The sequence below is a fragment of the Mesorhizobium sp. WSM4830 genome (assembly GCF_055811495.1).
Map to the genome: position 1 here is coordinate 36,073 of NZ_JBVVQI010000015.1, position 21,684 is coordinate 57,756.

Genomic DNA, 21,684 nt, shown 5'->3' on the forward strand with positions numbered 1-21,684 from the left:
GACAATGATCCGCAAGAAAGACCGTCGTCTTCGTGTCGGTGTGCTTGGCTGCGGGCCGATCGCGCAATTCGCGCATCTGGAATCCTGCGTGAAGGCCAGCAATGCCGACCTCTATGCGATCTGCGATGCCGCGCCCGATCTGCTGGCACGCATGGGCGCCACCTATGAGCCGCAGAAGATGTATGGCGACTTTGATGAAATGCTGGCCGACCCTGAACTCGAGGCGGTGATTGTCGCCACCTCCGATGCCTATCACGTGCCGATGTCGATCAAGGCGCTCGAGGCCGGCAAGCACGTTCTGTGCGAAAAGCCGATCGGCGTCTCGGTCGAGGAAGGCCAGAAGCTTGCCGATGCGGTCAAGCGCTCGGACAAGGTGCTGCAGGTCGGGCACATGAAGCGCTTCGACCCGGCGCTGGAAGCGGCGCGCGATTTCGTCCGCGACGAGATGGGCGACATCCTGGCGCTGAAGGCCTGGTATTGCGATTCCACCCATCGCTACACCAACACCGACGCGATCCAACCTCTGCCCGTCACCAGCAAGCTGGCGAGGAAGCCGGCCGGAAATCCGAAGGCCGATCTCAGGCAATATTTCATGCTGGCGCATGGCTCGCATCTCGTCGACACGGCGCGCTTCCTGTGCGGCGAGATCACCGCTGTGCGTGCCCGCCTCAACGAAAAATTCGGCGCATATTGCTGGTTCGTCGAGACCGAGTTCGCCAATGGCGCGCTCGGCCATCTCGACCTCACGGTTGCCGTGCGCATGGACTGGCACGAGGGTTTCCAGCTCTACGGCGAAAACGGCTCGGTGATCGCGAAGACCTTCAATCCCTGGTATTTCCGCGCCAGCGAGGTCGACATCTTCCACGAGAAGGATGCGACGTCGCGCAAGCCGCTTGGCGCCGACGGCCATTTCTTCCGGCGCCAGCTCGAGGGCCTCGCCGAGACGGTGCTCGACGGCGAACCGATGCGCGGCGCCAACGTCGATGACGGCCTTGCCTCGATCCGCGCCATGGTGGCGATCGCCCGCTCGGTCGAAAGCGGCGAACGCGTCGAGATCGCCACTGTGGCGGGAGCGGTCTGATGCAGATCGGGGTGTTCGCCAAGACTTTTCCTGGCAGCGAGCCAGCCGGCGTGCTGGCCGCGGTGCGCGACGCGGGATTTGCCGTCACCCAGTTCAACCTCGCCTGCGCCGGGCTGCCGTCGACGCCGGATGCGGTCCCGGACGATGTCATCCGTGCCATTGCAGCCGCGTCTGATGCCTCCGGTGTCGCGCTGGTGGCACTGTCAGGCACCTACAACATGGCGCATCCGCACAACGCCGTGCGCGACGATGGCTTGCGCCGGCTGAAGGTGGTGATCGAGGCCGCCGCCAAGCTTTCCACGCCGCTCGTCACGCTGTGCACGGGAACGCGCAACCGCGATGACCAGTGGGCGCATCATCCCGACAATGCCGATCCCTCGGCCTGGGCCGACATGGCGCGCGAAATGGAAAAGGCATTGCAACTCGCCGATCGCCACGGCGTCGATCTCGGCATCGAGCCGGAACAGGCCAACATCGTGACGTCGGCGCAGGACGCGATGCAGTTGATCGCCGAAATGGGTTCGAAGCGGCTGCGCATCGTCCTCGATCCGGCGAACCTGTTCGAGCAGGCGGATGCCTCGCAGGCCCGCGCCATCGTCGCCGCCGCCATCGAAACCACGGCCGGCCATGTCGCCATGGCGCACGCCAAGGACCGTTTTGCCCACGGCTGCTTCGCCACCGCCGGGCAAGGCGTGGTCGACTTCGCCGATTTCATCGCACGGCTCAAGGCGACAGGCTTCGACGGTCCGTTGGTGACGCATGGGCTTTCGGCCGAAGAGGCGCCCGGCGTCGCCCGCTTTCTGAAAGGGCTCCTGTGATGAAGCGCCCGACGACCTTGCTCCGCGATGGTGGCACGCTACGGGTTTCCGACGCGGGCGACGGGCTGACGGTCGTCTTCCAGCATGGTCTTGGCGGCGGCGAGGCGCAGGTCGCCCAGTCCTTCCCGGCCGGCACCGGCTTGCGGCGCGTCACGCTCGAATGCCGCGGGCATGGCGGCTCGGCACTCGGCAAGCATCGGCCATTCTCCTTCCAGATGTTCGCCGACGATGTGCTCGCCGCCGCCGACCAGGCCGGCCTCGAGCGCTTCGTTGCCGGCGGCGTGTCGATGGGCGCGGGAATCGCGCTGCGCCTCGCCTGCCGCCATCGCGATCGCGTCGCCGGCCTCGTGCTGGTGCGCCCGGCCTGGACGTTTGGCAAGGCACCGGCGAACATGCGGCCGATCGCGGAAGTCGCCGGCCTCATGCTGGATCACGGCCCGGACAAAGCGCGGGCGCTTTTCGCGCAGTCCGAGACCGCCGTACGCCTCTATCGCGAGGCGCCCGACAATCTCGCTTCGCTGCTGGGCTATTTCGACCGGCCGGACGCCATGACGTTCGCGCAAGTGCTCGCTGACATCGCCGCCGACGGACCGGGCGTCTCGGCAAGGGATGCCGAGTCTCTCGATATTCCGACTTTGGTCATCGGCAACGCCATGGATGCCGTGCATCCGCTGTCCTCCGCCTATACGCTGGCGGCCGCCATTCCCAGCGCCGCCTTTGCCGATATCGCGCCCAAAGCGCTCGACAGCTCCAGGCATTTCGCCGAGCTGCACGCGCAGGTCACGGCCTTCCTTCACGCCCATGCCAACTTCCGGAGCCTCATTCCGTCATGACCACCAAACCCCTGTCCGGCCCCTCGGCAATAGCCGCCTTGCCGCGCAACCGGCTGATCGGCGAGTTCTCGCTGTGGTCGGCCGACCTCGCCAATATGGAGCGCGACCTGAAGCGCATCGACGCTCATGTCGACCTCCACCATATCGACGTTGCCGATGCCCGCTTCACGCCGGGCTTCCTGTTCTTCCCCGACCTGGTGGCTCGCATCGCCAAGCTGACGACGAAGCCTATCCATGTGCATCTGATGGTCGAGGCAGAGATCGTCGAGGAGCAGACGCGGCAGTTCATCGCGGCCGGCGCTGACCTGATCAGCGTGCATGCCGAGAATGGTGAAGCGGGGCTTCGCGCCGTGCGGCTGGCGCATGAGCTTGGCGCCGAAGCCGGCGTGGTGCTCAGGCTGGAAACGCCTCTCAGCGTCGTCACGCCTTTCCTGCCTGAAGTGGCGTTCGTGACGTTGCTCGGCACCTCCATCGGCGTCAAAGGGCAGCGCCTGTCCGACCAGGCCTGTCCGCGCCTGATCGAGGCCCGCGCGCTGATGCGGAAGGCCGGCCGTGAGGCCGACATCGTGCTTGCCGCCGATGGCGGCATCCGCCACGAGACAGTGCCGCTGCTGCGCGCCGCCGGCGCCGAGACGGTTGTGCTGGGCTCGCTTGCCTTCGGCGATCCCGACCTCGCGCAGCGCATGGCCTGGCTGCACGGACTGAAGGTCGCCGCCCGATGAGCACGCTTGCGCTTGCCTTCGATCTCGGCGGCACGGAGCTGCGCGGCGCGCTCGTCGAATGCAGCGGTGATGTCATCGCCCGGGTTTCGGCACCGACGATGGCAGGCGCTGGATCGGAGGCGGTGATCGGCCAGATCATTGCGCTGGCAGGCACCCTGCTGGCGGAGTATCCGCGGGCAAAGGTGGTCGGCATCGGCATGTGCGCGCCGGGGCCGCTCGATCCCAAGGCGGGCATCGTCATCGGGCCGCCGACCCTGGCCGGCTGGCACAATGTGCCGCTGATCGACATCCTCAGCCGGCAGTTCGGCCTGCCGGTGCGACTGGAGAACGACGCCAATGCGGCAGCCCTCGGCGAATGGCGCTTCGGAGCCGGCCGCGGCACCGGATCGCTGGTGTTCGTCACCGTGTCGACCGGCATTGGCGGCGGCGTCGTCGCTGACGGTCACATCTATCACGGCAGGCGCGGGCTGGCGGCCGAGATCGGCCACATGACCATCACCGGCGAAGGGGACCGCTGCTTCTGCGGTGCCGTCGGCTGCTTCGAGGCGGTCGCCTCCGGCACCGCGCTTGGACGGCGGGCGACACAACTGACCGCGCCGAGCGACGGCTCGCTGCTCAGGCGCCTTTCGAACAATGGCGATGTCTCGGCGCGGCATGTCGTGGATGCCGCGCGGACGGGTGATGTGGCGGCTCGCCAACTGGTCGAGGCGGAAGCCAAGTGGCTCGGCATCGGCTTCACCAACCTCCTGCATCTCTATTCGCCCGACCTGATCGTGATGGGCGGCGGCCTTTCCAACGGCTTCGATCTCCTGGCGCCGACGATCCGGGCGACCGTCGAGGAGCGCGCAATGCAAGCCTATCGCGACGTGCCAATCGTGCCGGCCGAGCTCGGCGATCGGGCGGGCCTGGTCGGCGCGGCGAGCCTGATCTTGTGGGAGGGCGAACCTGGCACGGCGCTGGCGATGGTGCAGGACGACGAGCCAAAAAACGGGGCCAGGGAGGTAAGCCAAGGCTGAGCTCAAGCTGCGCGGTGCGCGCAAATTCTATGGAGCCGCCGAGATCATCAAGGGCATCGACCTCGACGTCGAGGACCGCGAATTCATCGTCTTCGTCGGTCCGTCCGGCAGTGGCAAGTCCACGCTGCCGCGCATGATCGCCGGGCTGGAGAGGATCAGCGCAGGCGACCTCATGATCGACGGCGTGCGCGCCAACGGCATCGACCCGTCCGCGCGCGGGTTGGCCATGGTGTTCCGGTCCTATGCGCCCTATCCGCGTATGAGCGTGGCCGAAAATATGGGCTTCGCACCGAAGATCGCTGGGGTGCCGGCACTGGACAAACAGGCTATCTGCGGCGGGTCTCGCAGCCGGACACACAAGCTATCGGGCCGAGGCTCGACCGCAGTTAAGTCAACTACGGCAACGTTCGTCGGCGACCAACTGTTGGGCGAATGAATCGCCGCGAACACTGCCTCTGCCGCAACATTCGCGTCACGGTCGCTACGCATTGCAACGTCATTCCGGATGTCGCCCGTGCGCGAAAACCGGCGAATGGAGGGCGCTCGCCTCGTCCGCTCCCTGCCGAGAGCGCGTCGGAATGGAAACCGCACCATTGATCAGCGATGCACGCAGCTTCCCGGAAACCTTGGATCAGCGGATCGTGCTGCTGGAGCGCGCCCGCCATTCACCATGCGTGGGAGGTTCCGCGCAAATAGCCGACGCCGAATGGGTGAGCCAAGCATGCAGACATCATTGTCATGGTGCTGCGGACGACAGTGCATATCCGGCGCGCATGTCGCTCTGTTCGAGCCTTTGAACCACCGCGCTGACCACGGATGTACTGGCAGCATTGGGATCTTTCCGGTTCGGATGGAAAAGATGCAGGTCGGCGTGCTCCTGCGGAAAGCCGCACCCCCTCATGCAACGCAGCCTCCCCGCGTGGGGAGCGCTTGCCTGCACTACGGCGGCGGCTTTCCATGCGAGCCGCTTCAAAAATGATGCTGCGAAACGGCTCCGGCTTTATCCGACGAACGCCTCACGCATCCGAGCGAACATGCCGGGCTGTCTCCCGGCAATCGCCGCACGGATGTGACGGGCGGCCGTTACGGCGCTCACCGTCGCGCCGAAATGACAATAACAGATGATCTCATGCAATTGCCTGTCGGTCAGTTCGAAGAACCGCTTCGCTTCGCCGTAGTTGTCGTTTTCCAACCCGGCGGCGCGGAGGACAGGATCCTCGAAAGCGACTGAGATCGGCGAGCCGTCGCCGCGCATGGCCCCGCGTGATCTAACCGGCTGATACTCGGTCTGGTGTAGCGTCGAGAGTCGCCGGTCAGGGTTCCGTTCAAGGAGCTCCGCCCAGCGTTCAAGACGTTTGCTGCGCGACATGGCCTGGCGCAGGTAGTCCTGATCGATCTCGGCGACGATCTGCAGTTGCTCAAGCGTCTGGTGCTTCATTTTAGCCTCCTATTCGGACGATAGTTGGCCCACCCATATCCTTCTTATACCTGCGGCCAGCGTGACTCCGACCGATCGTGAAGTCCAATCACGATGATGCTGGGAGGGCTTCCCCCCACGAAAATGCGGAGGCTTCGCAAAGATCCGGCCATTAATTTGGCGAACGCGGTCAAATGCGCGGCTGTTCGACGATGTCGGTCTGGAGTCCGTGCCGATCGAGGTGATCGACGGGCAGAGTCTGTGCTGGAGATGACGATCGCTCTCACTGCTGCGGCGCTGGTATCGGTGTGCCGCCAAACCAACTAGCCGCATACGCAATTACGACCACGCCGTACCAGAGGCGCCTGTCCTTGGGATCCATCGTTACCTCCTGCCCGCTACATGTTGGCCACTGGGCGAATTCCTTGAGCCTTTGGCCGCATGAGCGACCCATTTGCCGTCTGGCAGGCACACAGTAGGCTGGATAAGGGGTCTTTGAGAAGCGCGCGATACGACCGCGCCGGCATGATCGCCAGCGGCTTCGACCGGCGGCTGCAGGCGTGCTCGACGAGTAGCGTTGCGGCATGGATGTCAAGAGATCGGCGATGCCACCCAGCGCCTGTGTGATCGATGCGGCGCGCGTTATCCTGATCTTCCAGCACGGCTCCGCGCAGCCGCACCCCTCATTAGACCGTTTCGAGACGGCTGAACCGAACCGGGATGAGTTTGCGAGTCTTCAGTTGCGCTGCCGCATCCTTGTCGATGACCGTCAGCAACTGCGCTTCTCCAGGTCCCACGGGCAGGACCAGGCGTCCCCCGGGTTTGAGCTGCTCAAGCAAAGCCGGCGGTGTCCGCTCAGCGGCCGCGGTGACCAGGATCTTGTCGAATGGGGCGTGCTCAGGCCAGCCGCGAGACCCGTCTCCGACACGAATGCCGACATTGGAGAAGCCGAGACCCCGCAGGAGAGCCTCGGCATGGCTTGCGAATTCCTCGATGATTTCGACGCTCCAAACTTGCCCGGCAAGGTCCGCGAGGATTGCGGTTTGGTAGCCTAGGCCGGTGCCGATCTCGAGCACTACCTCGTGCGGTTGCGGCGCAAGGAGATCGGTCATGAGAGCAACGATGAAGGGCTGCGAGACGGTTTTATCAAAGCCGATCGGCAGCGGCATGTCTTGGTAGGCATAAGGCGCAACTGATGCTGGCACGAAGAGGTGCCGCGGTATCCGCCTCATCGCCGCCAATACCCGCTCGTCCAGCGCCACCTTGCCAAGTTCTTCGCTTGCAAGATCGGTGTGAATCGCAATCATCTCGACCATGTGCCTGCGTAGAACCGCGAGGTGCTCTTCGTTCATCGGCTTCATGACGGTGGGGCGCTCCTCAACCAGTCTGCTGCCTGATAGCCTTATACCCTGTTCGTCTTGTCACAGTAACCATGTCGTCGAGAACGCGGCTTCGGTTGGGGCGGGTTGTACCGCCCTGCTATTTCGTCGCCGTCTTTGGTGCTCTCCCGTTCCTCGCACCGGGGTGGAACGGCGTGCGCATCAGAAGCTCGCCAGCCCAGGCGACAACATCGATATAGCGGATCGCCAGCCAGTTCAGCACCAATAGGCCGAAGGCCAAAACGACGCCGAACTCTGCGCTGTCGCTCACCGGCTCCATCCCGTGCTGATCGTGCGTGATCTGGCGATTGACGATGACCGAACCTGGGCGAGCCAGCAGCGCTATTCGCGCTGCAGGCCGGCCATACGATAATCAGCGTTAGCCCGCGTGGCGCTGCTGAGAAGAACCGGAATTTCGTGATGGCTTGCCGCCGCCATTGGCGCGGCACTGGGGACTGGCTGTCCTTCTGGATCGGCAAACGGCTTGGAAAGCGGGTTTCGCACTATTGGCCCCTCTCCTGTTCTTCGAGCGGTGGGGGGTCGCCGGCGCTTCTTCGATCCCTTGCGTGCATCCGTACCCTTGGTGGCGGGCATCTGCGCGATGCCGCTCTGACGTTTCAGTTTGCCAATATCGCTTCACGTCGCTCGGACCACCATGCGAGCTTCAGGAATTCCGACACCACGAACCTCTCGAGCAAAGCACCGAACCGCGATCGGTCCTGCGTTCTTCGTCTACGGCCGCTCACAAGATTGTCAACAATCTGAGAAAGTTTTGTTGACAGGTGATTGATTTGAGCCTTCACTCACAAAAGTCCGCGTATCGATCGAGTTCTGTCGCAACAATGCGCGGCCTCCAAAGGGGAAGGAACAATGATCAACAGACGTTCAATAATCACATCCGCGGCGCGCGGCGCCGTCTCCGCGCTGGCAATCATGGCCGGCGGCACAATCGCGGTGCACGCCGCCAACAAGGAACTCAAGATCGGCTTTGTCGGCGTGACGAGTGGCGCGGCCGCTGCGTGGGGTACATCCAACGTCCGCTCGATGCAGACGCGCGCCGCCTGGATCAACGAAACCGGCGGTGTGAAGATTGGTGACGAGACCTATGACATCAAAATCGTCACCTTCGACGACCAGAAGGACCCGAAGCGGGCGATCGCCGGCATGGAGAAGATGGCCCAGGAGGGCATCCACTATGTCGTCGGTCCGAATGTCGACGACGGCGCGGCGGCGGTGCGTCCCGTGGCAGAATCCAAGGGCATCATCTATTTTCCCTACGCATTCCCGAAGGAACTCTACACCCCGCCGGCGTCCAACGCCGTGCTCGGCATGATCGCCAACTACCAGTCGGCTCCGGCGATCTACAAATATCTCAAGGAAAACAGGGGCGTGAAAAAAGTTGCCTTTGTCGCCGCCAACGAATCCGATCCGCTGAGCCAGCGGGATGGCGGTGTTGCCGCGGCAAAGGCGCTCGGGCTCGAGGTTGTGGCTGCCACGGATGTCTACCAAAACGATACCCGCGATTTCACGCCGGTACTGACGCCGATCGTTTTGCAAAAACCGGACCTGCTGGTGCTTTCGGGCGTCGCGCCGGGCAATGCGCCGCTGCTGATCCGCGCCGCGCGCGAGCTCGGCTACGAAGGCCTGATCTCCACCGAAACGGCGCAGGATGCCAAGGTGCTGGAAGAGGGCGCGGGCGAGTTGGCTAACGGCTTCATCTCGGTCGGCGGCGCATCGACGCCCGAAATCGCGTCCGACACGATGAAGGAGTTCGTCGAACGCTATACGAAAATGTTCGGCGAATACAATGACGAGTCCAACACCAAGGTCTACGCGCTCGAATACATCATCGAGACGCTGAAGGCGAACCCGGCCGCGATCGACAATGTCGAGGAGTTCAAGAAGACGATCGACACTTTCTCGGCGCCCAATCCCTATCTGAAGGGCGATGCCAAGCTGACCTATGTCGGAATGACGTCGTTTGGCCAGAAGCGCCAGCTTTCGGTCCCGATGGTGGTCACGGAATACCGCGACGGCAAGTTCGAGACGCTCTTCGTCGCTCAAGTCGATTGACGCAACTGCACCGAAGCGGATTGCCGCAGAGGCTCGAGCATTCGTCTTCAGCCTCTGAACGGCCGGAACCATCCTGATGGAACAAGTCATCGCCAACGGGCTTTATCTTGGCGCGCAATACGCCCTGATCGCGCTCGGTCTGACCCTGATCTTCGCGCTGATGAACGTGCTTAACTTTGCCCATGGGCAGATGTACGTTCTCGGCGGCTTCGTCACCTACACCGTCTATGGCCAGCTCGGCATGCCTTTCGTCGTCGCGCTCGTCGCGTCCGGGATCACGCTGCTGGTCATTGGAGCGCTTGTCGAGAAATTCCTTTTCAGGACGGTGATTAAGCGAAGCGTGCGGGAGGAAAGTACGATGCTTCTCGCGGCGGCGGTCGCATTCTTCCTCGACGCCGTGATCCTCCTCCTGTTCGGCGAAAAGCAGCGCGGCGTGCCGAAGATCGTCAAAGGCGTCTTCGTCTCCGACAGCCTCATAATGCCTTACGACCGGCTGCTGGTCGGCGCACTCGCCATACTGTTCATCGCCTCCTTCGTGCTTTTCATGCAGTACAGCAAGCCGGGACGCGCCATGCGGGCGCTGGCGCAGGACCGGGTCGCGGCGCAGCTGATGGGCGTCGAGGTCGACCGATATTCGATGATCGGCTTTGCGCTCGGCGCCATGCTTGCCGGCATAGTCGGGGGGCTGCTGGTCGCCATCACCGGCGTCAATTCGGGCATCGGTGGGCCGATCTCGATCAAGGCGTTCTTGATGGTGATGATCGGCGGGGCCGGCGTGGTCAGCGGAGCGATCGCCGGCGGCTTCATCCTCGGCATGATGGAATCGGTCGGCCTGACGGTCCTACGCCAATATGGCGACGTCACTTATCTCGTCATCTTCGCCGCGCTGATGGTGTTCCTGAGCATCCGCCCGAACGGGCTCATGGGCAAGCCGTGGGGATGATGGACATGAAGCGTACACGCAACATCCTCGCCGTCGCTGTCTTCCTGCTGGTCGTACTCGTCGGCGTGCCCTGGCTGATCGAGGCGACCGGTCGGCTCGACCTCTACTACACGCTGACCTCGGTCGCGCTGCTCAGCATCGCCAGCGCCGGGGTGTGGGTGACTTTCTACATCGGCCGCATCAATATCGGCCAGGGGGCCTTCGCGCTTATGGGCGGCTATGTTTCGGCCATTCTTGTCGTCCAGTATGGTGTGTCGTTCTGGCTGACACTGCCGCTGGCTGGGCTATTCTGCGCCGCTGCAAGCGTGCTGATCGGACTGCCCATCCTCAGGCTTCGCGGCGTCTATTTCGCCATGGTCACGCTGGTTTTAACCGAAGTGGCGCGGCTGCTCGCGCTGGCGCTGCCGATCACCAACGGCGCCAAGGGCATGGTCAGCATTCCGCTCCCCGGCGGCATCTCGATCTTCGGGCTGACCATCCTTCCAGATTTCGCGACGCTCGCCAATCCGCGTCCCGCCTTCTATCTGGTGTCGGTTGTGCTGATGGTGCTGTGCTTTGCGGCGCTCTACCGCCTAGTCCATTCGCGCATTGGCAAACTCTGCCAGTCGTTGCAGCAGAACGAGGAACTGGCCTCCTCGATCGGCGTCAACATCGCCTATCTGCGCGTTATCGCCTACGCCTTCTCCTCATTCCTCGGCGGTCTCGGCGGTGCGATGTTCGTCGCCATCTCGCAGTCGATCTATCCGTCGAGCTTCACCGTCACCGACTCGGTGAACTTCATGCTGAACTGCTTCCTCGGCGGGCTCGGCCACGTCTTCGGGCCGATGATCGGCACCTTCGTGCTCTATTTCGGCTGGGATTTCCTGTTCGAGACCGGCGAGTTCCAGTTGCTGATCTTCTCTTCGGTGCTGATCGCGCTGATGCTGTTCCTTCCCAACGGCCTGCTCAGCCTCAGGCTGTTCGGCAAGAAGCAGGGCTAGGACCATGACTGAGCTTCTCCAGATCAAGGCCGTGACCAAACGCTTCGGCGGGCTGGTCGCGGTCAACAATGTTTCCTTCGCGGTCCGCGAACGCGAAATCCTCTCCGTCATCGGCCCCAACGGCGCCGGCAAGTCGACACTGTTCAAGTTGATTTCCTCTTTCCTCAATCCGACCTCGGGCGAAGTGCTATTCCGGGGAGAGCGGATTTCAGGCCTGGCGCCGCATATCGTCGCCCGGAAGGGCGTGGTGCGCACGTTCCAGGAGACGACGATCTTCAAGGGCATGACGGTGCGCGACAATGTCATCATCGCGCATCACCTGCGTTCCAACGCCAGCCTTGCCGGCTTCTATCTCGGCACGAACACCGCACGGCGCGACGAGGATGAATTCGGCCGCTCGGCCGACGAGATCATCGACTTCCTCGATCTCGGCGCGCAACGGCATGAGATCGCCAGCACGCTGCCGCACGGCCATCTGCGCGCGCTCGGGATTGCCATCGGGCTCGCTACCAACCCGACCGTGCTTCTGCTCGACGAGCCCTTCGCCGGCATGAACCATGACGAAACCGTGCGCGCGGTGGAGATGGTGCGCGACGTGCGGAAGCGCGGCGTGACTGTCCTGCTGGTCGAGCACGATATGCCCGCCGTCATGAACATTTCCGACCGCATCGTCGTCCTGAACTTCGGTGTGAAAATCGCCGAGGGAACGCCGAAGGAAATCCAGGAGAACGAAAAGGTCATCGAGGCGTATCTCGGCGCCGAAGATGAGGCGATCGGATTTTAGCCATGAGCGAACTGCTGAAAGTCTCCGACGTCGAACTCTACTACGACCATGTCTATGCACTGAAGGGCGTGTCGCTCAACGTCAACGAGGGCGAGACCGTCGCGCTGATCGGCGCGAACGGCGCGGGCAAATCCTCGATCCTGCGCGCCATCACCGGCCTGAAGAAAGTGCGCAGCGGCGAGATTCATTTCCGGGGCCACCGCATCGACGGAACGCGCCCGGACGAGCTGGTCAGGATGGGCATCGCCATGGTGCCGGAGGGTCGGCGCGTCTTTTCCTACATGACGGTGCGCGACAATCTGATGATGGGCGCCTTCACCCGCACCGACAAGGCCGAAATCGCCAGGACGCTGGACATGGTGCTCACGCGCTTTCCGCGCCTGAAGGAACGCTATTCCCAGACGGCGGGCACGATGAGCGGCGGCGAACAGCAGATGCTGGTGATCGGGCGGGCGCTGATGGCCAAACCGAAGCTTCTGCTGCTCGATGAACCCTCGCTCGGCGTCGCGCCGAAGCTCGTCCAGGACATCGCCCGCTCCATCGTGGCGATCAATCGCGACGAAAAGGTCAGCGTTCTCTTGGTCGAGCAGAATTCGCGCATGGCGCTGCGCATCTCGCAGCGCGCCTACGCACTGACGACCGGAAAGATCGCGCTGGCCGGACATTCGGCCGAGCTGCTTGGCGACGACCGGGTCAAGAAACTCTATCTCGGCGGGGAAATATGAAAGCGCAAATGGACATACTCGTCGTCAATCCCAACACCACTGCGTCCATGACCGAAAAGATCGGCGAGGCGGCGCGCGGCGCGGCTTCGGCCGGCACCAGGATCATCGCCGTCAATCCGAAGGACGGGCCGCCCAGCGTCGAAGGCTATTTCGACGAGGTCTTCGCCATCCCGGGAATGATCGGCGAGATCCAGAGACATCCGGCGGCGAGCGCCTGCGTTATCGCCTGCTTCGACGACACCGGCCTCGACGCAGTACGCTGCGTCGGCGAGATGCCGGTGGTCGGCATCGGCGAAGCGGCGTTTCACATGGCGAGCCTAATTGCCGGCAAGTTCAGCGTGGTGACGACGCTGTCGCGTTCGGTGCCGGCGATCGAGCACAATCTGGTGCGCTACGGCCTCGCCAGCCGCTGCGCCAGGGTGCGGGCAAGCGACGTTCCCGTTCTGGAGCTCGAAGTGCCCGGCTCCAACGCCCGCCATCGAATTTCGGAGGAGATCGAGCGCGCCATCCGCGACGACCGGGCCGAAGCGATTGTGCTGGGATGCGCCGGCATGGCCGACCTCGCCGCCGCGCTCAGCGGCGAACATGGCCTTCCTGTGCTCGACGGCGTCGCCTGCGCCGTACAACTCTGCGAGAGCCTCGTCAGCCTTGGCCTGTCGACCTCGAAGCGCGGCGGCTACCAGGTTCCACTCGAAAAATCCTTCGCCGGAATCTTTGCGCCCTTTTCGCCCTCCGGCCGTGTATCCTGATGCGTGCAAAATTGTTGACACTCCCACACAGGATGTTCGATGTCCGGCCGGAAACGCGGTGTTCGCGCCGCTATGCGATCCGGCCGCCGGGACAATGAGACGATGGACCTGCTTGGACCAAAGACACGGGATGGCGACAAGCCGACGATGCGCTGGTTTCCGGTCTATGCCGGCCTGCGCGACGCCATCGTCAGCCACCGCCTCGCACCGGGCACAAAGCTGCCCGAGGACGAGCTCGCCTCGATCTATTCGGTGAGCCGCGCGGTGATACGCGCGGCGCTGCAGGCGCTGTCGCATGACCGCTTGGCTCGGCTCGAGCCGAACCGCGGCGCGTTCGTCGCTCAGCCGACCAAGCAGGAAGCGCGCGAGGTGTTCGAAGCGCGGGCGCTGATCGAGCCCAAGGTCGCGGCGCTTGCCGCCGAAGTGGCAAAGCCGGCCGAGATCGCGCAACTGCGGCTTCATCTCGAAAAAGAGCACGAGGCCCTGCATGCCGGCCGCGACAGCGACGCCATAATGCTGTCGGCAAAATTCCATGTCGGCATCGCTGAAATCGCCGGCCATTCGATCCTGACCGGCTTCGTCAAGGACCTGTTGTCGCGGTCGTCGCTGATCATCGCGCTCTACTGGCGCCGCCGCGAAACCACCTGCGAAAGCCACGCCCATCACGCCCTCGTTGATTCCATCGAAAAGCACGACGCAAAAAACGCGTCCGACCTGATGCAAAGTCATCTCGTCGACCTTCTGTCGGGCCTTGATCTGTCGCTTGGCGAGAAGAAGCCCGAGAGCCTGTCGGACATCTTGCGCTGATCTCCGCTGTCAAACTCTTCGCCGGAGTTCGCCCATGTCCGCACGTGCTGGGCGTGATCGAAGCAATGCATGGCATGCATCGGTCCATGAGGACTGCTTCTTCGTTCCTGCCGTCATAACAGTAGCGCTCGTTGAGAGTCCGCGGCGCTGCCCTCTCCGGCGTCGCGACCCCCGACATGCCGCAGCAACCTGTCGGCTGCGGCGAGGCCTCGATGCCAAGCTATGACGTTTCGGTGCTCTAGATTGCACTCCCGGACAAGCCTCGGATCCTGAAAAGGTCCGTAGCGTTGAGTCATGCGGACACGATAGTCGCCAAGGTTCTCTCTCTGCAAAGGGCAGAACATTATTTTTCGCTTTGTATTGATGTCTGATACGTCAATGATACTATTGTGAGTATCATTTCTCATATTCAGACACCGACACCTCGATGATCACTGCTTCCCAGCTTCGTACCGCCCGCGCCCTTCTCAACATCGACCAGAAAACCCCGGCGGAAATGGCAGACCTCTCGCTGCCGACGATCCGACGAATGGAAGCCAGCCAAGGCAATGTGCGAGGCGTTGTCGATAGTTTGGTGAAAGTGATCAACGCGCTGAACCGCGCCGGTGTCGACCTTCTCAGCGAACATATGCGTAGCGACGATGGCGGCCGTGGCGTCAGGTTCCGGCATCCAGGTACGCTGTTGGGCATGCCAGACTAGATCATACAAAGCACGCCCTCGGCGCCACGCATTCACCGTCCTTCGTCTTCCCTTTCTTCCCGAAACACCCAATGAGCCCCTCCCGGCATGTCAGCTTGCGGTCCCGCTTTTCCGCATGGAAAGGCAAGGTTCGCTCATGATCCTGTACCTGCGCCGGCTGACCGGCAAAGAGCGTAGCGAAAGAGCCGACCGGCACCTCGCTCGCTTTCTGACGTTCATCGCAGGAGCCGCCAATGCTGGCGGCTTTCTGGCGGTCCAACAGTACACTTCCCACATGTCAGGCATCGTTTCGTCGATGGCTGATCACCTGGCACTCGGCAATGTCGAACTGGCGCTTTCCGGATCGGGCGCCTTGTTGTCGTTTGTCGCAGGCGCCGCCTGCTCAGCGGTGCTGGTCAACTGGGGAAGGCGGCAGGGTCTGCAGGGCGAGTACGCGTTCCCGCTTGTCCTGGAAGCGGTTCTGCTGATCTGCTTCGGTCTGCTCGGCAGCCATCTTGCGCGTCATGAAGCCCTGTTTGTGCCGATGACGGTGATGCTGCTTTGCTTCATCATGGGCTTGCAGAACGCCATCATCACCAAGCTGTCGGAAGCCAGAATCCGGACAACGCATGTCACTGGCCTGGTGACTGACATGGGCATCGAGCTCGGCAAGCTGCTTTATTGGAACATCTCGGGGAGTGACTCGGACGAACTGTTCGTGAAGGCAGATCGAAGAAAGCTGAGGCTGCTGGCGTCGCTTGTGGCATTGTTCTTTCTCGGCGGCGTCATCGGCGCTGTGGGTTTCAAGCATGTCGGTTTCGCGGCGACATTGTTTCTCGCGGCCATTCTCCTCGTGCTGGCCTCCATGCCAGTCCTGGAGGACGTCTCCGTTCGCATGAGGCGGCTTTGGCAGTAGCGCTACAGAGCTTTGCCGCATGCCAGATTTGGCAGCACATTCGCGAAGGCGCGGTTCCTAGATTTCGGCAGCTATTCCGTTGGGCTGATCCTGAAGCACGATGAGACCGGCCCCAACGGCAAGAGCCGGCCGAGATAAGGCCCATTTCCAGCCCCATCACGCGCAATCCGAGATGGCTGGCGACAACACTGGCCGTGACGGGAATGGTCGCATGCTTTGGTTCGAGGCGCGGGACGTATCGCCCGGTTTTCTACAACTTCAAGACAGATGCGTCACGCATCATTAATTGAATACGCCGCATTTTAATATATGCTGCAAGGCGTAGAGATAATATCTCAAAGCTGATCAAAAAGGGGGATGCGACCGTGATAACTGCTCCACAGTTGCGTGCCGCGAGGGCACTCCTTGGCATCGACCAGCGCAGGCTTGCCGAATTGTCCGGTCTTTCCGTGCCGACAATTCAACGCATGGAAGCCAGCGAGTCGATTATTCGGGGTAACGTCGATTCTCTCATGAAGCTGATCGGCGCACTTGACCTCGCCGGCGTGGAATTGATCGCTGAAGGCGCCTCCAGCCAAATCGGCGGGCGCGGCGTGCGACTGAAAGCGGATTTTGACCCCGCCAAGATTCTGGGCGGGGTCGATACGGATGCCAAACTCCCCGTGAGGAGCGTGGCGTGATTTCGGGGGCCGCGGTCCTCCTGTGGGGCGTTGCTGCGCTCCTGGGGACTGCGGTGCTTGCGATTGCGGAAAGCCGCAGATCGGACTCGGGAACACGCCTGATCTACGGCTTGACGCTAGGTATATCGGCGGCTGTGCTCATGGTTCTGGCGAGCCGCATCGCCGACAATCCCGTCACCCCGTCGACTGTGGTGTTGCCTCTTGGATTGCCATGGATTGGCGCTCATTTCCGTTTGGATGCGCTCTCGACTTTCTTCCTCATCGTCGTCAACTTCGGCGGCTCCATGGCCAGTCTTTATGGCCTCGGCTACGGCAGGCATGAGTCTGCGCCGCATCGGGTGCTGCCGTTCTTCCCGGCTTTCCTAGCCGGAATGAACCTTGTCGTGGTGGCCGACGACGCCTTCACTTTCCTGCTTTCCTGGGAATTCATGTCGCTCGCCTCCTGGGCGCTCGTCATGGCGCACCATCGCGAGCAGGACAATGCGCGGGCGGGCTACATCTATCTGGTGATGGCGAGCTTCGGCACACTCGCGCTGCTGCTTGCGTTCGGCCTGCTCGCCGGATCCGATGGAACCTATACATTCGACGCGATGCGAGCTGCCGGCCCCACGCCGTTCGCCGCTGCTTTCGTCTTGGTTCTCATGCTGCTGGGTGCCGGCTCCAAGGCTGGACTCGTCCCGCTGCACGTTTGGCTACCACTCGCTCATCCGGCTGCGCCAAGCCACGTCTCGGCTCTCATGAGCGGCGTGATGACCAAGGTCGCAGTCTATGGCTTCATACGCGTTATTTTCGATCTGCTCGGTGAGCGGGCATGGTGGTCGGGCGTTGCCGTGCTTTTTCTTGGCGGCCTGACGGCGGTTCTCGGCATCCTCTACGCGCTGATGGAAAAGGACCTGAAGCGACTGCTCGCCTATAGCACCATTGAAAACATCGGCGTCATCTTCGTAAGCCTTGGTCTCGCGCTCGCATTCAAGGCGAACGCCATGCCATCGGCTGCAGCGCTGGCGCTCACCGCCGCGCTGTTCCACGTCCTCAATCATTCCTTTTTCAAGAGCCTGCTGTTTTTCGGCGCGGGCGCCGTGCTGACGGCAACCGGAGAGCGGGATATGGAGAAGCTGGGCGGTCTCATCCATCGCATGCCCTTTACAAGTTTTGCCTTTCTCGTCGGTTGCGTCGCGATCTCGGCACTTCCACCCTTCAACGGCTTCGTCTCCGAATGGCTGGCTTTTCAGGCCATATTGCAGAGCCCCGATCTGCCACAATGGGGACTGAAGGTCATGGTGCCCGCCGTTGGCGGTCTGCTGGCGCTGTCAGCGGCACTGGCCGCGGCCTGCTTTGTAAAGGCGTTCGGGATTACATTCCTCGGCCGGCCACGCTCGGCCGCGGTGGAACTGGCGCATGAGGTCGACCGCCACTCGCTGGCGGCAATGTTCGTTCTCGCTGCCCTTTGTCTCCTGGCCGGCATTCTGCCCGGTCTTGTGATAGACGGCCTATCATCGGTGACACTGCCACTGATCGGCAGCCGAATGCCTGTGCAGATGGCGCAGCCCTGGCTGTCTATCGTGCCGATTGCAGCGAGCCGCAGTTCCTACAACGGCCTGTTGGTGTTCCTGTTCATCGCCTTTTCCGCATCCGCTGCGGCATATGTGATCCATCGCTTTGCATCACATGCACTCCGTCGGGGTCCCGCCTGGGGTTGTGGCTTCCCGGATGTGGTCCCAAGCTCGCAGTACACGGCCGTCAGCTTCGCGCAGCCTATCCGCCGCGTCTTCGGCACGTTTGTATTCCGTGCAAGGGAAACCGTCGAAATGCCGGCACCTGGCGAGACCGGTCCGGCTCGTCTGAATGTCGACATGCATGATGTGATCTGGGAGACGCTGTACCTGCCTATCGGCCGCGCCCTCGACTTTGCGACCGACCACCTCAACCATCTGCAGTTCCTGACGATCAGGCGCTACCTGACCCTCGTCTTTCTCTTTCTCATTGTCCTGCTCCTGGTGCTCGCACTATGGCCGTGACTCTCGAGTTGGCCGTTCAAGGCGCGCAGATGGCGCTGGTGCTTTTGCTGGCGCCGCTCCTGACCGGATTCGTGCGCAAGGTGAAGGCACGGCTCTTGCGCCGCCAGGGTCCTTCCCTGATCCAACCTTACCGCGATCTCTTGCGGCTGATGCGCAAGGAAGTCGTTCTGGCGGACAACGCATCCTGGCTGTTTCGCGTGACGCCCTATCTGATCTTTGCCACCACCTGGGTCGGCGCGGCGCTCATCCCGACATTCGCCGCCGGCCTCACATTCAGTTGGACCGCCGATCTCATAGCCATTGTCGCACTGCTGGGAAGCGCCCGGTTCTTCCTGGCGCTGGCAGGCATGGACGTCGGCACGAGCTTTGGCGGCATCGGCTCGAGCCGCGAGGTGATGATCGCTTCGCTGGCCGAACCCGCCATGCTGCTCATCGTGTTCAGCCTGGCGCTCGTCGCGGGTGCTACGCAACTCTCAACGGTCGCCGCCTTCATGGGGTCACCGGAGGTTGGCTTGCGGGTGTCGCTCGGGATGTCGCTTATCGCCCTCGTGATGGTGGCGATCGCCGAAAACGCCCGCATACCCGTGGACAACCCATCGACCCATCTGGAACTCACCATGGTTCATGAGGCGATGGTGCTGGAATATTCCGGTCGCCATCTGGCGATGATCGAGTTTGCCGCCTTCCTCAAGCTTCTGCTCTATGTGTCACTGATTTCCTGCGTCTTCCTACCTTGGGGACTGGCGAGCGCCGGGGCAGGACTGGAATCCCTTGCTCCGGGTGTCGTCGCCTATGTCGGCAAGCTTGCCGTCTGTGGCGTTCTCCTCGCTGTTTTTGAGACCGCCATCGCCAAGATGCGCGTCTTCCGCGTCCCGGATTTCCTCGGGGCAGCGCTGATGCTGGCCCTGCTCGGCACGCTCCTGCTGTTCGTCTCACGGAGCCTCTGATGAACGGCCTGACCTTCGACATCGCTCACCTGCTTGCCGGCGGCCTGGTGCTGGTCAGTTTCATGATGCTGTATCAGGATCGCCTCTTTGCGCTGATCAACGTTTTTGCGCTTCATGCAATCGTGCTGGCCCTGTCCGTAGCTTGGCAGGCATACATTCAGGACGCGCATCATCTCTACGTCACGGCGGCGATCGCCCTCGTCTTCAAGGCGATCGTCATTCCTGTCGGGCTTCATCGCATCATTCAGCGGCTCGGCATCCATCGTGACGTCGAGACCGCCGTCGGCATCGGTACGACCATGCTTGCGGGGATAGGCCTGGTGGCCCTGTCCATGGTCCTCATGCTGCGCGTCACTCCCGAGGCTGATCCCCTCGCCCGCGAGGACCTGGCTTTCGCGTTGTCCATCATTTTGCTGGGGCTGCTGGTGATGGTCACCCGCCGCAACGCCGTCAGCCAAGTTGTCGGATTCATGTCGCTCGAGAATGGTCTGGTCCTCGCCGCCACTGGGGCCAAGGGCATGCCCCTGGTCGTCGAGATCAGTGTCGCCTTCTCGATCCTTATTGCCTTCATCGTCATCGGAGTCTTCCTGTTCCGCATCCGCGAGAGGTTCGACTCGGTGGATGTCGGCGCGCTCGACGACTACAGGGGAGAACACCGTTGACCGCGTTTTCTCTCGATGCGGTGGCCGCCATTTTGCTGATACCGGTCTTCGCGGCCGCACTCCTGGCGGTGCTGCCGAAATACCGGCTATCGGCGGGCGTCAATGTCGCTGCGAGCTTGCTGACCTTGCTCGCCGCACTGTCGCTTCTTGTCACCGACCGCCCGCAGCCCGGGCAGTATCTGCTCGTCGACGATCTCAATATCGTCTTTATCGTGCTCAACACATTCGTCGGCTTCACCACCAGCGTCTTCAGCGCTTCCTACATTGCCCACGAACTGGAGATCGGGCGGCTGACAGTCCCGAACTTGCGGTTTTATCACGCAATGTACCAGGTCATGATGTTCGGCATGAACCTGGCGTTCGTCTCGAACAATATTGGCTTGATGTGGGTGGCGGTGGAGCTTGCCACGCTGACCACCGTGCTCATGGTCGGCATCTACCGCACGCACGAAGCGCTGGAGGCAGCCTGGAAATATTTCATTCTGGGCAGCGTCGGCATCGCGCTCGCACTGTTCGGCACCATCCTCGTCTACATGGCTGCACAGCCGGTTGTTGGCGAGGGGACGAATGCGATGGTCTGGACGGTGCTCATCGCTCACGCCGCGCGCTTCGATCCGGCTCTGCTCAATGTCGCCTTCATCTTTCTGCTGCTCGGCTACGGGACGAAGGTCGGCCTTGCGCCCTTGCATGCCTGGCTGCCAGACGCGCATGCTGAGGGTCCAACGCCGATTTCCGCAGTGCTGTCGGGCTTGCTGTTAAACGTCGCGCTCTATGCCGTGCTGCGCTTCAAGCTGTTGCTCGCGGCAAGCCCGGAAGCGATCGCACCTGGGCCATTGATGATCACGATGGGACTGACTTCGCTTGTTTTCGCGGCCTTCATGCTCTACCGCCGCCGCGACATCAAACGCCTGTTCGCGTACTCCTCGATCGAGCACATGGGCATCATCGTGTTCGCTTTCGGCATAGGAGGCCCGCTCGCCAATTTTGCCGGCCTGCTGCACATGGTCATGCACAGCCTGACCAAGTCGGCGATCTTTTTCACGGTCGGCCACATTGCCCAGGTCAAGGCGACACAGAACATCGCCGAAATCCGGGGGCTGACGGAGACGCATCCTGCGCTTGGCTGGGCGCTCGTCATCGGCGTCGTTGCCATTGCCGGCCTCCCTCCGCTCGGCATCTTCATGAGCGAATTCCTGGTCGTGAGTTCGACATTTGCAAGACACCCCCTTTTGGCGATGCCGTTGGTTTTCGGGATTCTGCTCGCTTTCGGCGCCCTGCTGCTTCGACTGACCGGCGTCGCTTTCGGCGAACCGCGCGGCAGCACGGCACCCGCCGAGGCGTCCTACATTCCGATGTATTCCCATTTGGCGTTGGTGTTTGCCGCCGGCATCTATCTGCCGCCACCGCTGGTCACATGGTTCCAGCACGTCGCAAGTATCCTGGGGTGAGAGAGGA

22 protein-coding genes and 2 pseudogenes are annotated in these 21,684 nt (G+C 62.4%); 21 read left to right on the forward strand and 3 right to left on the reverse strand.

Annotated features, from left to right (window positions below; all coding sequences use genetic code 11):
* Positions 1–4 precede the first annotated feature (4 nt).
* The 7 genes and pseudogenes from AC0L2Y_RS19575 (at position 5) to AC0L2Y_RS19605 (ending at position 5,267) form a co-directional block, all read left to right on the forward strand.
* The gene (locus tag AC0L2Y_RS19575; protein WP_473558778.1) at positions 5–1,081 is read left to right on the forward strand and encodes a Gfo/Idh/MocA family protein; all 1,077 of its coding nucleotides are present in this window, start codon (positions 5–7) and stop codon (positions 1,079–1,081) included.
* Positions 1,081–1,899 carry a sugar phosphate isomerase/epimerase family protein gene (locus AC0L2Y_RS19580; RefSeq protein ID WP_473558780.1) on the forward strand — a complete coding sequence of 273 codons (819 nt, stop codon included), beginning with the start codon at positions 1,081–1,083 and terminating at the stop codon, positions 1,897–1,899. Before AC0L2Y_RS19575 ends, AC0L2Y_RS19580 begins: the two co-directional genes overlap by 1 nt.
* Positions 1,899–2,732 carry an alpha/beta hydrolase gene (locus tag AC0L2Y_RS19585; RefSeq protein WP_473558783.1) on the forward strand — a complete coding sequence of 278 codons (834 nt, stop codon included), beginning with the start codon at positions 1,899–1,901 and terminating at the stop codon, positions 2,730–2,732. The genes AC0L2Y_RS19580 and AC0L2Y_RS19585 overlap by 1 nt, the downstream gene beginning before the upstream one ends.
* A complete protein-coding gene (locus AC0L2Y_RS19590) occupies positions 2,729–3,454 on the forward strand; it encodes a ribulose-phosphate 3-epimerase (protein ID WP_473558785.1) in 726 nt (241 codons plus the stop codon). The genes AC0L2Y_RS19585 and AC0L2Y_RS19590 overlap by 4 nt, the downstream gene beginning before the upstream one ends.
* Positions 3,451–4,470, forward strand: coding sequence for an ROK family protein (locus tag AC0L2Y_RS19595; protein WP_473558787.1), 1,020 nt, complete (start codon positions 3,451–3,453; stop codon positions 4,468–4,470). The genes AC0L2Y_RS19590 and AC0L2Y_RS19595 overlap by 4 nt, the downstream gene beginning before the upstream one ends.
* A 7-nt stretch (positions 4,471–4,477) precedes the next feature.
* A pseudogene (locus AC0L2Y_RS19600) lies at positions 4,478–4,795 on the forward strand (ATP-binding cassette domain-containing protein); the annotation flags it as partial.
* A gap of 268 nt (positions 4,796–5,063) precedes the next feature.
* Positions 5,064–5,267 carry a hypothetical protein gene (locus tag AC0L2Y_RS19605; protein WP_473558788.1) on the forward strand — a complete coding sequence of 68 codons (204 nt, stop codon included), beginning with the start codon at positions 5,064–5,066 and terminating at the stop codon, positions 5,265–5,267.
* Between the two features lie 203 nt (positions 5,268–5,470).
* Here AC0L2Y_RS19605 and AC0L2Y_RS19610 read toward each other — a convergent pair whose 3' ends face one another.
* From AC0L2Y_RS19610 to AC0L2Y_RS19620, 3 genes are all read right to left on the reverse strand, one after another.
* Positions 5,471–5,908: a hypothetical protein gene (locus AC0L2Y_RS19610; RefSeq protein ID WP_473558790.1), complete on the reverse strand. Its 438-nt coding sequence runs from the start codon at positions 5,906–5,908 to the stop codon at positions 5,471–5,473.
* Positions 5,909–6,573: 665 nt separating this feature from the next.
* Positions 6,574–7,248: a protein-L-isoaspartate(D-aspartate) O-methyltransferase gene (locus tag AC0L2Y_RS19615; RefSeq protein WP_352488884.1), complete on the reverse strand. Its 675-nt coding sequence runs from the start codon at positions 7,246–7,248 to the stop codon at positions 6,574–6,576.
* A gap of 118 nt (positions 7,249–7,366) precedes the next feature.
* Positions 7,367–7,537 (reverse strand): hypothetical protein, encoded by a 171-nt coding sequence (locus AC0L2Y_RS19620; protein ID WP_473558792.1) that lies wholly within the window; start codon positions 7,535–7,537, stop codon positions 7,367–7,369.
* Positions 7,538–8,136: 599 nt separating this feature from the next.
* Here AC0L2Y_RS19620 and AC0L2Y_RS19625 point away from each other — a divergent pair.
* From AC0L2Y_RS19625 to AC0L2Y_RS19690, 14 genes and pseudogenes are all read left to right on the forward strand, one after another.
* Complete coding sequence (locus AC0L2Y_RS19625; RefSeq protein ID WP_473558795.1) at positions 8,137–9,339, forward strand: ABC transporter substrate-binding protein; 1,203 nt, start codon at positions 8,137–8,139, stop codon at positions 9,337–9,339.
* Positions 9,340–9,415: 76 nt separating this feature from the next.
* Positions 9,416–10,282: a branched-chain amino acid ABC transporter permease gene (locus tag AC0L2Y_RS19630; protein WP_352466754.1), complete on the forward strand. Its 867-nt coding sequence runs from the start codon at positions 9,416–9,418 to the stop codon at positions 10,280–10,282.
* Between the two features lie 5 nt (positions 10,283–10,287).
* Complete coding sequence (locus tag AC0L2Y_RS19635; protein WP_292659991.1) at positions 10,288–11,262, forward strand: branched-chain amino acid ABC transporter permease; 975 nt, start codon at positions 10,288–10,290, stop codon at positions 11,260–11,262.
* A gap of 4 nt (positions 11,263–11,266) precedes the next feature.
* The gene (locus AC0L2Y_RS19640) at positions 11,267–12,046 is read left to right on the forward strand and encodes an ABC transporter ATP-binding protein (RefSeq protein WP_352488882.1); all 780 of its coding nucleotides are present in this window, start codon (positions 11,267–11,269) and stop codon (positions 12,044–12,046) included.
* A 2-nt stretch (positions 12,047–12,048) separates the two neighbouring features.
* Complete coding sequence (locus AC0L2Y_RS19645; protein WP_352466752.1) at positions 12,049–12,771, forward strand: ABC transporter ATP-binding protein; 723 nt, start codon at positions 12,049–12,051, stop codon at positions 12,769–12,771.
* Positions 12,772–12,779: 8 nt separating this feature from the next.
* Positions 12,780–13,520, forward strand: coding sequence for an aspartate/glutamate racemase family protein (locus AC0L2Y_RS19650; protein ID WP_473558799.1), 741 nt, complete (start codon positions 12,780–12,782; stop codon positions 13,518–13,520).
* 102 nt (positions 13,521–13,622) lie between these two features.
* The gene (locus AC0L2Y_RS19655) at positions 13,623–14,327 is read left to right on the forward strand and encodes a GntR family transcriptional regulator (RefSeq protein ID WP_473558937.1); all 705 of its coding nucleotides are present in this window, start codon (positions 13,623–13,625) and stop codon (positions 14,325–14,327) included.
* Between the two features lie 427 nt (positions 14,328–14,754).
* Entirely contained in the window at positions 14,755–15,027 is a 273-nt protein-coding gene (locus AC0L2Y_RS19660) for a helix-turn-helix domain-containing protein (protein WP_473558801.1), read from the forward strand.
* Between the two features lie 115 nt (positions 15,028–15,142).
* A pseudogene (locus tag AC0L2Y_RS19665) lies at positions 15,143–15,910 on the forward strand (YoaK family protein); the annotation flags it as partial.
* Between the two features lie 377 nt (positions 15,911–16,287).
* Positions 16,288–16,602 carry a helix-turn-helix domain-containing protein gene (locus tag AC0L2Y_RS19670; protein WP_023675522.1) on the forward strand — a complete coding sequence of 105 codons (315 nt, stop codon included), beginning with the start codon at positions 16,288–16,290 and terminating at the stop codon, positions 16,600–16,602.
* Positions 16,599–18,620, forward strand: coding sequence for a hydrogenase 4 subunit B (gene hyfB / locus AC0L2Y_RS19675; protein WP_473558804.1), 2,022 nt, complete (start codon positions 16,599–16,601; stop codon positions 18,618–18,620). Before AC0L2Y_RS19670 ends, hyfB begins: the two co-directional genes overlap by 4 nt.
* Positions 18,611–19,567, forward strand: coding sequence for a respiratory chain complex I subunit 1 family protein (locus tag AC0L2Y_RS19680; RefSeq protein WP_352488879.1), 957 nt, complete (start codon positions 18,611–18,613; stop codon positions 19,565–19,567). Before hyfB ends, AC0L2Y_RS19680 begins: the two co-directional genes overlap by 10 nt.
* Positions 19,567–20,229 (forward strand): hydrogenase-4 component E, encoded by a 663-nt coding sequence (locus tag AC0L2Y_RS19685; protein ID WP_352488877.1) that lies wholly within the window; start codon positions 19,567–19,569, stop codon positions 20,227–20,229. The genes AC0L2Y_RS19680 and AC0L2Y_RS19685 overlap by 1 nt, the downstream gene beginning before the upstream one ends.
* The gene (locus tag AC0L2Y_RS19690; RefSeq protein WP_473558807.1) at positions 20,226–21,677 is read left to right on the forward strand and encodes a hydrogenase 4 subunit F; all 1,452 of its coding nucleotides are present in this window, start codon (positions 20,226–20,228) and stop codon (positions 21,675–21,677) included. The genes AC0L2Y_RS19685 and AC0L2Y_RS19690 overlap by 4 nt, the downstream gene beginning before the upstream one ends.
* Positions 21,678–21,684: the final 7 nt, after the last annotated feature.

Bases quoted from the DNA above. Each gene is read 5' to 3' on its own strand.
- AC0L2Y_RS19645 (WP_352466752.1), top strand. From the start codon at position 12,049: ATGAGCGAACTGCTGAAAGTCTCCGACGTCGAACTCTACTACGACCAT.
- AC0L2Y_RS19635 (WP_292659991.1), top strand. From the start codon at position 10,288: ATGAAGCGTACACGCAACATCCTCGCCGTCGCTGTCTTCCTGCTGGTC.
- AC0L2Y_RS19650 (WP_473558799.1), top strand. From the start codon at position 12,780: ATGGACATACTCGTCGTCAATCCCAACACCACTGCGTCCATGACCGAA.
- AC0L2Y_RS19680 (WP_352488879.1), top strand. From the start codon at position 18,611: ATGGCCGTGACTCTCGAGTTGGCCGTTCAAGGCGCGCAGATGGCGCTG.
- AC0L2Y_RS19615 (WP_352488884.1), bottom strand. From the start codon at position 7,248: ATGAAGCCGATGAACGAAGAGCACCTCGCGGTTCTACGCAGGCACATG.
- AC0L2Y_RS19590 (WP_473558785.1), top strand. From the start codon at position 2,729: ATGACCACCAAACCCCTGTCCGGCCCCTCGGCAATAGCCGCCTTGCCG.
- AC0L2Y_RS19595 (WP_473558787.1), top strand. From the start codon at position 3,451: ATGAGCACGCTTGCGCTTGCCTTCGATCTCGGCGGCACGGAGCTGCGC.
- AC0L2Y_RS19585 (WP_473558783.1), top strand. From the start codon at position 1,899: ATGAAGCGCCCGACGACCTTGCTCCGCGATGGTGGCACGCTACGGGTT.
- AC0L2Y_RS19655 (WP_473558937.1), top strand. From the start codon at position 13,623: ATGGACCTGCTTGGACCAAAGACACGGGATGGCGACAAGCCGACGATG.
- AC0L2Y_RS19580 (WP_473558780.1), top strand. From the start codon at position 1,081: ATGCAGATCGGGGTGTTCGCCAAGACTTTTCCTGGCAGCGAGCCAGCC.
- AC0L2Y_RS19610 (WP_473558790.1), bottom strand. From the start codon at position 5,908: ATGAAGCACCAGACGCTTGAGCAACTGCAGATCGTCGCCGAGATCGAT.
- AC0L2Y_RS19640 (WP_352488882.1), top strand. From the start codon at position 11,267: ATGACTGAGCTTCTCCAGATCAAGGCCGTGACCAAACGCTTCGGCGGG.
- AC0L2Y_RS19660 (WP_473558801.1), top strand. From the start codon at position 14,755: ATGATCACTGCTTCCCAGCTTCGTACCGCCCGCGCCCTTCTCAACATC.
- AC0L2Y_RS19630 (WP_352466754.1), top strand. From the start codon at position 9,416: ATGGAACAAGTCATCGCCAACGGGCTTTATCTTGGCGCGCAATACGCC.
- AC0L2Y_RS19625 (WP_473558795.1), top strand. From the start codon at position 8,137: ATGATCAACAGACGTTCAATAATCACATCCGCGGCGCGCGGCGCCGTC.
- AC0L2Y_RS19575 (WP_473558778.1), top strand. From the start codon at position 5: ATGATCCGCAAGAAAGACCGTCGTCTTCGTGTCGGTGTGCTTGGCTGC.
- AC0L2Y_RS19685 (WP_352488877.1), top strand. From the start codon at position 19,567: ATGAACGGCCTGACCTTCGACATCGCTCACCTGCTTGCCGGCGGCCTG.